Origin of the sequence: Litoribacter ruber, from assembly GCF_018449405.1 — a bacterium.
In the GTDB taxonomy this organism is placed as follows: domain Bacteria; phylum Bacteroidota; class Bacteroidia; order Cytophagales; family Cyclobacteriaceae; genus Litoribacter; species Litoribacter ruber.
The window spans coordinates 47,341-59,193 of record NZ_JAHCMY010000002.1 but is presented as its reverse complement, the minus strand read 5'-3'; the positions used below and the strand labels follow the sequence as shown (position 1 = coordinate 59,193).

The 11,853-nt window shown below is 45.1% G+C and carries 12 protein-coding genes and 1 riboswitch; of the genes, 4 read left to right on the top strand and 8 right to left on the bottom strand.

Translation table 11 applies throughout. From position 1 onward, the window contains the following. Positions 1–7 precede the first annotated feature (7 nt). Positions 8–208, bottom strand: coding sequence for a DUF5652 family protein (locus tag KI659_RS04955; RefSeq protein ID WP_213944260.1), 201 nt, complete (start codon positions 206–208; stop codon positions 8–10). Positions 209–337: 129 nt separating this feature from the next. Between KI659_RS04955 and KI659_RS04950 the strand changes: the two genes are divergently transcribed. Then, a complete protein-coding gene (locus KI659_RS04950; RefSeq protein ID WP_213944259.1) occupies positions 338–487 on the top strand; it encodes a hypothetical protein in 150 nt (49 codons plus the stop codon). 66 nt (positions 488–553) lie between these two features. On the opposite strand, the gene KI659_RS04945 is transcribed toward KI659_RS04950, so the two are convergent. Then, positions 554–910, bottom strand: coding sequence for a DUF3127 domain-containing protein (locus KI659_RS04945; RefSeq protein WP_213944258.1), 357 nt, complete (start codon positions 908–910; stop codon positions 554–556). A gap of 536 nt (positions 911–1,446) precedes the next feature. On the opposite strand from KI659_RS04945, the gene KI659_RS04940 reads away from it, so the two are divergent. Both KI659_RS04940 and KI659_RS04935 read left to right on the top strand, forming a co-directional pair. Next, positions 1,447–2,829, top strand: coding sequence for an MATE family efflux transporter (locus KI659_RS04940; protein WP_213944257.1), 1,383 nt, complete (start codon positions 1,447–1,449; stop codon positions 2,827–2,829). A 48-nt stretch (positions 2,830–2,877) separates the two neighbouring features. Beyond that, complete coding sequence (locus KI659_RS04935) at positions 2,878–4,470, top strand: ATP-dependent DNA helicase (RefSeq protein ID WP_213944256.1); 1,593 nt, start codon at positions 2,878–2,880, stop codon at positions 4,468–4,470. Positions 4,471–4,674: 204 nt separating this feature from the next. On the opposite strand, the gene tenA is transcribed toward KI659_RS04935, so the two are convergent. The 6 genes from tenA to recG all read right to left on the bottom strand — a co-directional run bounded on the left by tenA (position 4,675) and on the right by recG (position 10,538). Further along, positions 4,675–5,328 carry a thiaminase II gene (gene tenA, locus KI659_RS04930; protein ID WP_213944255.1) on the bottom strand — a complete coding sequence of 218 codons (654 nt, stop codon included), beginning with the start codon at positions 5,326–5,328 and terminating at the stop codon, positions 4,675–4,677. After that, entirely contained in the window at positions 5,318–6,157 is an 840-nt protein-coding gene (gene thiD / locus KI659_RS04925; protein ID WP_213944254.1) for a bifunctional hydroxymethylpyrimidine kinase/phosphomethylpyrimidine kinase, read from the bottom strand. Before thiD ends, tenA begins: the two co-directional genes overlap by 11 nt. A 59-nt stretch (positions 6,158–6,216) precedes the next feature. Continuing rightward, positions 6,217–6,858, bottom strand: coding sequence for a thiamine phosphate synthase (gene thiE / locus KI659_RS04920; protein WP_213944253.1), 642 nt, complete (start codon positions 6,856–6,858; stop codon positions 6,217–6,219). Further along, positions 6,859–7,650: a hydroxyethylthiazole kinase gene (gene thiM, locus KI659_RS04915; RefSeq protein ID WP_213944252.1), complete on the bottom strand. Its 792-nt coding sequence runs from the start codon at positions 7,648–7,650 to the stop codon at positions 6,859–6,861. It abuts the gene before it with no gap. Positions 7,651–7,685: 35 nt separating this feature from the next. Further along, a riboswitch (TPP riboswitch) is annotated at positions 7,686–7,777 on the bottom strand. 40 nt (positions 7,778–7,817) lie between these two features. Beyond that, entirely contained in the window at positions 7,818–8,279 is a 462-nt protein-coding gene (locus KI659_RS04910) for a GlcG/HbpS family heme-binding protein (RefSeq protein ID WP_213944251.1), read from the bottom strand. Positions 8,280–8,444: 165 nt separating this feature from the next. Next, positions 8,445–10,538: an ATP-dependent DNA helicase RecG gene (recG, locus tag KI659_RS04905; protein ID WP_213944250.1), complete on the bottom strand. Its 2,094-nt coding sequence runs from the start codon at positions 10,536–10,538 to the stop codon at positions 8,445–8,447. Positions 10,539–10,730: 192 nt separating this feature from the next. Between recG and KI659_RS04900 the strand changes: the two genes are divergently transcribed. After that, entirely contained in the window at positions 10,731–11,852 is a 1,122-nt protein-coding gene (locus tag KI659_RS04900; protein ID WP_213944249.1) for a DUF4221 family protein, read from the top strand. Position 11,853 lies beyond the last annotated feature (1 nt).

Genomic DNA, 11,853 nt, shown 5'->3' with positions numbered 1-11,853 from the left:
ACGCCGGCTATTTTTTTGGGGTTATCAATAGATAGATGATAGGCAAGATGCCTGCGGTATTGAGAATCAGCAAGGCCACAAACCAGCCCTTTTGCCTGACTTGTGCAGCACGCCACATGGCGATTCCTTTCCATGTCAGTTCCCACGCTGCCGCTAAGAGTATAAAAATGATAAACCAGGTATGTTCAAACAAGGAAGAATCTGTCATAACAAAGGGGTTAAAAATTACTGGTAAAGCGATCCATGAATGTCAATCTGAATATACTAAACTTTCGCAGAAATTCTGGAGTTCTGCACTTTCATCTAAAAAAATTAACTTTGCAGAAAAGGAAATAATATGGACTTTAATAAAATCATAAGGTTTAAAATAGGAGGCGAATTGTGGGAGGTGCCCTTGGGTGTGCTATTGCTCGTTGGTGGCATCACGTTGCTGCTGATGATTGGTGGGGCCTACCTGGGATTTACCTTCGGGCAAAATCAGTTTTAAAAATCAATGATGGAAGTCTGCATGAAATAGCAAGAAAAAAAGCGGCTAAGAGCCGCTTTAAGATTTTTAGAAAGGGAGTACATCGTCTCCGCTGTCTTCGTTGAATGTGGTTACTTCAGGCATCTTGTTTGGAGATGCTGCATTTCCGCCACCTTGGCCGCCTTGAGCGTCAACTCTCCAAGCCTTCACGTCGGTGTACCATCTGCCATTATATTCTCTGCTTTCCACTTCGATCCCGGCCGTCACATCCATACCTTCTTTCATGCCGAACTGGTCGATCTTGTCTCCCCACACGGTCATACAAACTTTCTTTGGATACTGTCCGGTGGTTTCAAGGATGTAGTCCTGCTTTCTCCAAGCACCGTTTCTACCCGTTCCGCCTTGCTCAGGAAGTACCTGAATAATTTTTCCGCTGATTTCCATATATATCTGTTTTAAATTATTTCCGAACCACGAAGGTAATCATTTTTGAGCGATTAACCCTTTTCACTTTCAATTCTCTTTTTCCTAAAGGAAAGTTAATGAAATGGCTTAAATGAATTGTCAATTGTCAATATTGAATTTGAACTGTATCAACTTAGGATAATTCAAAAGCCACAATTTTGCGAAAAAATTTTATATGGAAAACCTTTTTAATTTATTTCAATATCAAAATATTATGAAATTTGTTTCTGAGATTGCCATTTTTGCTTTTCATTTCCAACGAATCATTCTATCAACCAATTAATCAAATTACTTAGTGAAATGGGTGTAATAAATTATTAACTGGATGAAATGATACTCCAACTGTGTTTTCTGCAAAAATGTTAAAAATTAACACTCACTTTTTACCATCTACAAAATACAATTTACGTTTTTTAAACGATTAGATCCTTTGAGGAACAGATTTGGATAAGATTTCGATTTGAAGAAACTAATCCGGGCCGGCAGGTGGTTATTTATGGATTCAAACAATTTTTATGGCATCAGGAAAAAGGAAAAAATTTACTGAAGGGAAAATCCTGAGTTCATTGGTCAGCTTGGCTGGCCCCATCATTTTGGCAAATATTTTACAGACCGCTTACCAACTGATCGACACCTTTTGGCTGGGAAGGTTGGGTGCAAATGCTGTGGCGGCCGTGAGTTTGAGCTTTCCGATCTTGTTTCTCATCTTGGCAATCGGTGGCGGGCTTACCCTAGCTGGCACCGTGATGGTGGCGCAACACCATGGAGCCGAAGACCAAGAACAGGTGAATTATAGCTCCAGCCAAACGGTGATAGTCATTTTCTGGGTTTCACTTGTCCTATCGGTAATCGGTTTTTTTGCCGCTCGGCCCATGATGACCTTGGTAGGGGCGGGGCCGGAGATTTTGGAAGACTCAGTGTCTTATTTCAAAGTGTCCTCCATCGGCTTTATTTTCCTGTTCATGTTTTTTGTCTTTCAATCCCTCATGCGTGGGATTGGAAATGTCATGTTGCCGGTGTATGTCATCTTGGTCACGGTTTTCCTAAATCTCGTTCTTGACCCGTTATTCATATTTGGCTTTGGGCCCATTCCAGGTTTCGGTGTGGCAGGAGCTGCGGTGGCCAGTGTGATCACCCAAGGGCTTTCGGCTGCCACAGGAATTTACCTCTTGTTTAGAGGCAAAATTGGGATTAGGGTCAAGCTTTCCATGATGCGTTTTGACTTTCCTTGGGTCAAAAAAATGGTTTACCTGGGGATACCCTCCAGTGTGGAGCAATCTACCCGCGCTTTGGCCATGGTGATGATGATAATATTGGTCACTAGTTTTGGGAGTGAAGTGGTGGCTGCCTATGGAATCGGGGCCAGGATACTCAGTTTTGTGATCATACCGGCATTGGGATTCGCCATTGCCACCACCTCGCTGGTAGGCCAAAATATAGGGGCAAGAAAAATCAAAAGAGCGGAGAAAGTCGGAAACCTCAGTGCAAACATCGCTTTTTTTGGACTTACCTTTATCGGGATCTTACTTTTCATATTTGCAGAACCCCTGACGGCCTTTTTTGTGCCCAATGAACCCACGGTAATCCGTGACGGTGCATTATTTATAAAAATCATGGCTCCAAGCTTTGGGCTATTGGGTGTGCAGCAAATATTGAACGGGGTGTTCAACGGGGCGGGCTTTACCAAAGCCTCCATGTTCATTTCCATTTTGAGCCTTTGGGTGATCCGTTTTCCATTGGCTTATGTTTTGGCCTATAAAACCCCCTTGGGCTACGAGGGGATTTGGTGGGCATTTCCTGCTTCCAATCTTGTGGCTGCAATTGTCGCATTCGTGTATTTCAAGATGGGATACTGGAAAATGAGAGTCTTCCGCTACCGGCATTCCAATTCGGTTTAAACGTTTAATTTTTCCGGTTGAACTTAAATTTGGGTATCTTTAAGGTCTATGGCATTTAGCATTAAAGACTTTTTTCACAAGGAGTTTGTCTCAAAGGGTTTGGATATTGACAACCATCAATTCATCCAGGCCATGGAGATTGCCCTTTTTTCTGACCGGTCGCTTTTCCTTACAGGGAAAGCCGGAACGGGTAAGACCACCTTTTTGCATACCCTCAAGCACCTGGGCATAGACAAGAGAATGGCCGTGGTGGCCCCAACGGGCGTGGCCGCGATTAACGCCAAGGGAAAGACCCTTCATTCCTTTTTCCGCATCGATCCTCGGCAGCTGTTTTTGCCCGACGATCCAAGGCTAAGCGCCAAAACCCACGATAAAAAAGTTTCGATATACAATACATTCCAATATTCCAGGGAGAAGATCAATATTTTCAAAAAGCTGGACTTGCTTGTCATTGATGAGGTTTCCATGGTCAGAGTGGAGATGTTGGATGTAATTGACAAAATTCTGAGGGTTTTTAGAAAAAAACACCATTTGCCTTTTGGCGGGGTGCAGCTGATCCTGATTGGGGATCCGTTTCAGCTTCCGCCCGTAGTGAGAAATGAAGAGTGGCAGCATTTGGAGCCTTTTTATCAAACCCGTTTTTTCTTTGGCTCAAGGGCCTTTCAGGAACTCGCTCCCATTCATATAGAACTCCAGAAAATATATAGGCAAAAAGACGAAGATTTTAAAAACCTGTTGAATAGGGTCAGGGAAAACCAGCATACCTATCAGGACATACAGCTTCTCAACCAAACCACCTCCAAGTACGACTTTAAACTCCTAGACGAGGGATATATCCTTTTGGGAACCCATAATCATACGATCAATGGGATAAATGAAATGAAATTAAAGGAGCTGAAGGGAAAGGAATGGAAATATTCTCCGGAGATAACGGGAAATTTTCCAGCCAGTCTCAAGCCCTTTGATCCCCTGGAACTTGTTTTAAAAGCTGGTGCCCAAGTGATTTTTATGAAAAACAATCCGGATTCCGGCTTTTACAATGGTATGATCGGGAAAGTGCTTGAGTTGAAGCAGGATGTAATCAAGGTGCAGAACGACCGGGGGAGGATATATGAAGTTAAAAGAGAGCTGTGGGAAAATATCGAATACAAATACAATGAAAAAGAGGATCATTTGGACTCAGAAACAGTAGGTACCCTGTCCCAATTTCCCCTGAAACTTGCCTGGGCAATCACGGTGCATAAAAGCCAAGGCCTAACCTTTGACAAGGCTATTCTGGATATCAGCAGAAGCTTTGAGGCGGGGCAGGTATATGTGGCATTGAGCAGATGTACCAATTTGGAGGGCCTGGTGCTTAAAGGAAAAATTTGGGAAAATAGCGTCAAAGTCAGTCCCGATAGTCTAAATTTCAGCAAGCAACAGTCAGACTCCATTTACATTGAGCAGGAATTGGAATATGCACGGGCATTTGTGGCCTGTAGGTATGCTTTCGCAGCTTTTAAAGAGGGAAATTACAGGGCTGCCCAAGAACTTTTCGACGAAATCCAATCGGTAGTCGACATTACCCAGACCCTAAAATGGCAACAATTCCTACAAGTAAAAGACTGGCTCGAGAATCGGACTTACGTGAAAAACGAGTGAAAAATTTGACTTTAAATAGGAATAATTTTTAAAAACCACAGAGGCGCGGAGAGCTCGGAGAAAATTAGTAAGAAGTGAGAAGTAAAAAGTGGATTTTTGAAATAACCTCAAACCTTTCATTTTTTACTTCTCACTCACTTTGCGTTTCTCAGCAGTTAATTTTTAATCTCTGGTACCTCTGGGCCTCAGCGGTTAATTTTGAAATTAAACCTCCCATTTCTCTATTTTATAAGCGCTATCCCAAAACATCCACTCCAGCTTGCTGGCCATTTCGAAGGCATCCAGCATCTTTTCCTGGGCTTCGGGGCTGGCTTTCTCGGCCAGGGCATCGGTGATGTCAATGGCAAGTTTTACCGATTGTGCAAATTCCTCACCTGCGTAGGTTTCGATCCATTTTTTGTATCGATGGCCCTCGTGGTGATGGTTTTCATAAATATAATCCCCCACTTTTTTGTAAATCCAAAAGCAGGGCAATACACCCGCCACACCCACTTCCACATTGGAATAGGCCGCTTGATTGAGAATGTAATTGGTATAAAGCAGGCAGGTGGGGGAGGGGTTAACCAGATCCGGTATGCCGAATTCTTTAAAATAACTTTCATGTAGGGCTCTTTCCACCACTATGGCGCCACTGGCAAATTCCGAAAAGGCAAGCACATGGTTGAGGTCATGCAGGCGACCGCTCAAAGTGCTGAGGGTTTTGCCAAATTCACCTAGATAGTAGGCATCCTGGGCCATATAAAATTTAAACTTTTCTATTTCCAAAGTTCCTTCCATCAACTCCTGATTGAAAGGCATGGCTAAAATTTTCTCATACAGGGGCGTGATCCGCTCCCAAGCGCGTTGGCTAAATTTCATGCTTAATCTGTTTTTTTGGATTATAAAAATGGTTTAAAGGTCCATTGCCGGATCCTGTCACCACATCTTTGCCCTGATCTATGGCCTGCCAGATGTACTCACGAGCATTGTGCACTGCATCCTCCAAGTTATGGCCTTTGGCCAATTCTGCTGCAATCGCCGAGGAGAGCGTGCAGCCTGTGCCGTGTACATTTCTGGTGTGGATCTTCGGGCTGTCGAAGGTCAAATGGGCATTGCCATCTTTTACCAACACATCGTATACCGTTTCCCCAGCCAAGTGCCCTCCTTTGAGCAATACCGCCTTTGCTCCTTTAGAAATCAGTTTTAGCCCGGCAATCTCCATCTCGTCCTTGTCAGTGATTTTCATCCCGGTCAGTATTTCCGCCTCATCCAGATTAGGGGTAATTACTTTGCAGAGGGGGATTAGTTTTTTGGCGAGTGCCTCCACGGTTTCATCCTGGATGAGCTTGTCCCCGCTGGTGGCCACCATCACGGGATCAAACACTACCGGGATTTTCGGATACCTCTTAAGTGTTTCTACAATGACATCCACAACTTCAGGCCTGTCCAGCATGCCTATTTTGATGGCCTTGGGCTTGATGTCCTCAATCACGGCCAAAATTTGCCCTTTGATGATATCAGGAGGAATGGAGTGGATTGCTGTCACACCCAAGGTGTTTTGAACCGTGATTGCTGTAATGGCAGAGGTGCCAAAGCAACCGAGTGCGGAAAAGGTCTTGAGGTCGGCCTGTATCCCCGCGCCCCCCCCACTGTCCGATCCGGCAATGGTGAGGACGGGAATATATTTATTTCTTAAATAGTTTTTCATGGGTGACTTATTATAAAACCTGCCAGGTTATTCGTGAAATTTATCCAATCTGGCAGGTTTTAACTTATACTCTTTTCAATTTGATTTCGAAATTCCTCGGCAGCCTTGGCGGGGCTAGGGTCACTGCAGATGCCGGAGACCACCGCCAGGCAATCCGCTCCGGCCCGAATTACCGACTCCGCATTGCTCACTTTGATATTGCCTATTGCCACCAGGGGCTTGCTGGTCATCTGTCTCAGGTTTTGCAGCCCATTCAAGCCCCACTCCGTGTAGGTGTCAGCTTTGGTGGGAGTGGTGAAAATTGGGCTTACTCCATAATACCAGGCAAACTCGCTGCCTGCCTTTGTCAATTCTGAGGCCTGTTCCAGCGAAAGGCCCACAGGGTAGTGGCTGCCCAAGAGGCTTTTTACCTGTTGCAGACTTTCATCTTTCTGCCCGATATGAAGTCCTGTCGCCTCTACTGCTTTGGCCACTTCCACGTTGTCATTGATTATCAACGGCACGTTGTATTTCGAACAAATTTCCTTTAGACGAAGGGCTTTTTCGGTGAAAGCAGGTGTGGCAAGATCCTTTTCACGTAGCTGTATGATCTCCACGCCGCCTTTGATTGCCTCTTCCATTACCCAAAAGAAATCCCTTCCCAGACAGGCTTTTTGGTCAGTTACTAAATACAGGCGGAATGGAAAATCTGCAAAATCCATTTAGAGCATGCTGATTTTGGCAAGGTTGGTGATATCGGTGTCGCCCATCTGGTGGAGGCAGTCGTAAATGTAGAGTTGCATGGTCCCAGGACCGGATGCCATCTCAGAGGCCATCTGCCCTGCCATGCCCAAAACCGCCATAGCCGATACGGTGGCATCAAATGGGTCATCTATTACAGCGGCAAATGCCCCTATCAACGCCGAGGCTGTGCAGCCCATTCCCGTGATTTGGCCCATGAGTTCGTGGCCATTTTCTATCATCGAAACCCTGTCGCCTTGGATTACATAGTCCTTTTCCCCTGAAATGCACACCACGGCACCGGTAGAATTGGAGAGGTTTTTTCCAGCCTCAACGGCCTCATCGGAGGTGTTGGCGCTGTCCACACCTTTGGATGCGATGTCGATTTTGGCCAAAGACATGATCTCGGAGGCGTTGCCTCGGATGACGGTCGGTTTGTGGTGGAGAAGCTCGGCAAGGGTATCATTGCGGTATTTGGAGGCACCAGCACCTACAGGATCCAAAATCCAGGGTTTGCCAATGGAGTTGGCCTTTTTGGCGGCGAGCATCATGCTGTCTACCCAATATTCGTCCAATGTGCCGATATTGATTACCGAGGCGCCAACCAAGTCAATGAGATCTTCCACCTCAGGGTGGGCATGTGCCATGATGGGGGAGGCCCCAATGGCCAATATGGCGTTGGCCGTATTGTTCATCACCACAAAATTGGTGATGTTGTGAACCAGCGGGCTTTTTTGCCTTACAAGCTGTAGGTTTTTGATAATAGACTCCATGGTAGTTGTGGGTTTAGTTAGGAGTCCCTTTGAAAAGTCAATACGCAACTTTTTCCTTCGGCAGTGCGAACTGCATCAGGTTCAAAGGGTATAATCTCAGCCCAACTGGGCACCCCTAAAGTTTGATTATGGGAACTAAGTTAGTAAATCCTGCCATCGAAGGCAATTTATGGCCAAGCTTTTAGAGCCGCTTCGGCGATGATTCCATCCTGTTCGCTTGTTACCCCACTGATTCCGATGGCTCCTATCACGCGGTCTCCATCTTTGATTGGCAACCCACCTTCCACGGCTACCACATTCGGCAAACTCATTAAATGGCTGTTTCCGCTCTTGGCTCCATCTTCAAAAACCTTGGTAGACCGCTTGAAATAGACAGAAGTTTTTGCTTTGGCAATGGCCACTTCCACGCTGCCCACCTGGGTGCCGTCCATGCGCCTCAAGGCCAGCAAATGCCCACCTTCATCCAAAATGGCAATGACCACGTTCCAGTTGTCCTGTCTGGCCCGCTCCTCAGCCGCATCTGAAATCTTCTGTGCAGCCTCCAGGTCAAGGGCACGGGTTTGGGAAAGGGCAAGGTTGGTGATGGAAAAGAAAAATAAAGCGATTAAAAGTCTTTTTTTGATGTTCATGGTGAAGAAAATTAGTGGAGATTAAATTTACGGATTTCCTAGCTGAGATTTTCCAAAAGCTGAAAATTATTAAAGGGGAGGTGTTTGTCAGGCTTCAGCAAAAAACTCTGTGAAACTATTTTTTTTTAAAACCCATTTAAACTCTGTGTCCTTTTCTTTTACGCCTCAACTTATCCTGCTCCAATTGACCTGATGTTTTCTTTGGCTTTGAACCTGCCGTAGGATCAGGGCATTGCTGGGGTGGCTGAGATCAGGGTCCTCGGCCAGGATATTCTGGGCGGCATCTCTTGCAATGGCCAAGATAGGGGCATCCTTGCTTAGGTCACCGATCAGCAGGTCCATGATGCCACTCTGCTGTGTGCCCATCAGGTCACCAGGGCCACGCAGTTTGAGATCTACATCTGCAATCTCAAAACCGTTATTTGTTCTGACCATGGTATCAAGGCGGATTCGGCTGTCTTTGGAGAGTTCATATTTGCTCATCAGCACACAATAGGACTGCTCGGCGCCACGTCCCACGCGCCCTCTGAGCTGGTGGAGCTGGGAGAGGCCAAACCTTTCCGCATTTTCAATGATCATGACTGAGGCATTGGGCACATTTACACCCACCTCAATCACGGTGGTGGCCACCATGATCTTGGTTTCTCCTTTGACAAACCGCTGCATCTCGTAATCCTTGTCAGCCGGCTTCATTGCTCCGTGCACGATGCTGAGTGGATATTGCGGAAAGGCCCTGGCGATACTTTCATATCCGTCCATCAAGCTCTTTAAATCCATCTTTTCCGATTCCTCAATGAGCGGATAGACTATATAAACCTGCCTGCCCAATTCGATTTCTTTCTTGATAAACCCAAAAACCTTGAGCCTGTCCTTGTCATAGCGGTGTACAGTCTGGATAGGTTTTCTGCCAGCCGGTAGCTCATCAATGACCGAAATGTCGAGATCCCCGTAAAGGGTCATCGCCAAAGTCCTGGGAATAGGCGTGGCGGTCATGACCAGTACATGCGGAACAAACTGCTTGTTTTTGGCCCAAAGTTTTGCCCGCTGGGCCACACCGAATCTGTGCTGCTCATCCACGATGGCTAGGCCAAGATTCTTGAACTGGACGATATCTTCCAAAAGCGCATGGGTGCCGATGAGTATATGGAGTTCTCCGCTCAACAAAGCTGCATGGATCTTTTTCCGTTCCGACTTCTTGGTGCTGCCTGTCAGCAAGGCAATATTGAGCCCCATCATATCCGCAAATTCCTTCAAGCCCTCATGATGCTGGTTGGCCAAAATCTCCGTGGGTGCCATCAGACAAGCCTGTGACGATGAGCCTATGGCCACCAGGCAGCAGATAAAAGCCACCATGGTTTTGCCGCTCCCTACATCGCCTTGGATCAACCGGTTCATCTGCTTTCCCGATCGCATGTCGTTATAAGCCTCCTTGATCACCCTTTTCTGCGCTCCGGTAAGTTCAAACGGGATATGGTTTTTATAAAATTCCGTCAGCAGGTTGGTATCTGAAAGAATCTGCCCCTGGGATTTCTCCGTTCGGGTCAATTTAAGTTTCAACAACCTGAGCTGTACATAAAAAAACTCCTCAAACTTTAGCCTATAAATGGCTTTTCTCAAAACCTCAGGGTTTGAGGGAAAGTGTATTTCTTTGATCGCAGGCTTTTTTGCCAGAAGGTTGAACCTCTCCAAAATGCTTGTCGGTAAAGTTTCGTGGATCTGAGGTAGGGCATTTTGCAGCAGGATTTCCATGATTTTGGAAATGCCCTTGCTGTCGAGAAATTTTGCCCGTAGTTTTTCGGTAGTGGAATAGATCGGCTGAAAGGCATTTCGGTTTTCTGTTGCCGCTGTATAGATTTCGAGTTCGGGGTGGGCGATGCTGAATTTACGGCCGTATTGATTGGGCTTTCCAAAAGCAATATAAACCGCTCCAACGGTAAGTTTTTTGACCACCCATTGTACCCCTTTAAACCAGGTCAGTTCCATTTCCCCGGTTTCGTCTCTGAAGTAGCCTACCAGCCGCTTCCTTCTCCCGTCACCGATGGTTTCTATTTTGACCAACCTGCCCAATATCTGTACGTGATCAAGTTCGGCAGTAAGGTGGCGGATTTTGTAAAACTTGGTGCGGTCCTCATACCGGAAAGGGTAGTGCTGCAGCAATTCCCCAAAAGTAAAAATGTTGAGTTCTTTGTTGAGCAACTCAGCTTTTTGGGGGCCTACGCCTTTCAGAAATTCTATTTTGGTATCGAAGTAGCCGGGCACGGGTTGAAAGGGGTATGTTTTAAAAACTTCCCAAATTAAAACAAATCCAGGAAAAGATGGCTAAGAAGGTACAAAAACCTACTTTGCCTTCAATGCACTAATAAATTGTCGTATCTATGACTTTTTAAAACTTAAAATTTATTAATGATTAGTGCAGAGTTTTAATTTTTTAGTCATATTTATAACCAAGTTATGAAAAAGTTTTATCCAATTTTTGCAGCGGCTTTGTTTTTTGCTTGTTCAGAAAACCCAAAGGATCTTTCCCAAAGCCAATCACTTTCTCTCAACTTTGAGCTTGACACCGTGATGGTGGATGCGGGGGATGATATTATTTTTTTGGCAGGTGGACTCCATCAATCGGACTTGAGTTCTGATGGAACGACATTTTATAATTTTGATTTCAATGAGAATCTTCTCGAGGTCATTGATCTGGATAATCTTCGGCTCTCTCATAAAATCCCATTTGAGAAGGAAGGACCAAATGGTACCGGAAACGTATATGGAGTTCAAAATTTGAGTGATGGGAGGTACCTTTTGTCCAATTTTACATCAATTGGTATTTTTTCAGAGCAAGGCCAAAGGGAGGATTCATATGATTTTTCGAAGGTTCCTTCAGGTATTCTCGAAGAGGGTGAAGTCGTTTCGTCGGATGGTATTTTATCAGAGGATGGAAAGTACTTTGTGTCATTTTATGCTAAAGGATGGGCAGGTGCCCATGGTATCGCCAAGCTAGACCTTGAAACCCGTGAGATCTTAAGATTTCCTGTAGATCAATTGAAAGCTTTGGATAGGTATACGATGAAATCCCATGATGAATATAAAATGGAAATAAGTATGGTGGCCAACCATCTTTCGTGGCATGAGGAAAAGTTGCTCATCAGCAATTCAGTAGAAAATCAACTTTTGGTTATTGACCCTAACCATAATAGCATTTCTCAACATTCTTATGAAGCTCTATTGACACCTAACTATTCTAAGGAGCCTAATAAGAGGGATTTTGATACATTTGAAGAAATAGGAGAAGTGGGTGAGACTTACCGTAACGAGGTCTACTTTGGAAAATGGCTTTGTGATCCTCTATCTGAAAGATTTTACAGACTGAGCCATATATTTGAAAGGGAGGTTGGGGAAGACCAGGAGGAATATAAAGTAGTGCTGACAGTTTTTGACAAGGATTTTCAGCAGTTGTATGAAGGTCTCACACCATTGAAAAGTAATTACTTCAATCCGTTTGTAAGAGGTGGAAAGCTTTACCTCTTCGAAAACATCAATGACGAACTTGCATTTATCGTCCTTACCATCAATGAAGCATAAT

Coding starts and splice junctions, on each gene's coding strand:
- KI659_RS04910 (WP_213944251.1), bottom strand. CDS start 8,279: ATGAACATCAAAAAAAGACTTTTAATCGCTTTATTTTTCTTTTCCATC.
- thiM (WP_213944252.1), bottom strand. CDS start 7,650: ATGGAGTCTATTATCAAAAACCTACAGCTTGTAAGGCAAAAAAGCCCG.
- tenA (WP_213944255.1), bottom strand. CDS start 5,328: ATGAAATTTAGCCAACGCGCTTGGGAGCGGATCACGCCCCTGTATGAG.
- KI659_RS04945 (WP_213944258.1), bottom strand. CDS start 910: ATGGAAATCAGCGGAAAAATTATTCAGGTACTTCCTGAGCAAGGCGGA.
- KI659_RS04950 (WP_213944259.1), top strand. CDS start 338: ATGGACTTTAATAAAATCATAAGGTTTAAAATAGGAGGCGAATTGTGG.
- KI659_RS04955 (WP_213944260.1), bottom strand. CDS start 208: ATGACAGATTCTTCCTTGTTTGAACATACCTGGTTTATCATTTTTATA.
- KI659_RS04935 (WP_213944256.1), top strand. CDS start 2,878: ATGGCATTTAGCATTAAAGACTTTTTTCACAAGGAGTTTGTCTCAAAG.
- thiE (WP_213944253.1), bottom strand. CDS start 6,858: ATGGATTTTGCAGATTTTCCATTCCGCCTGTATTTAGTAACTGACCAA.
- KI659_RS04940 (WP_213944257.1), top strand. CDS start 1,447: ATGGCATCAGGAAAAAGGAAAAAATTTACTGAAGGGAAAATCCTGAGT.
- thiD (WP_213944254.1), bottom strand. CDS start 6,157: ATGAAAAACTATTTAAGAAATAAATATATTCCCGTCCTCACCATTGCC.
- KI659_RS04900 (WP_213944249.1), top strand. CDS start 10,731: ATGAAAAAGTTTTATCCAATTTTTGCAGCGGCTTTGTTTTTTGCTTGT.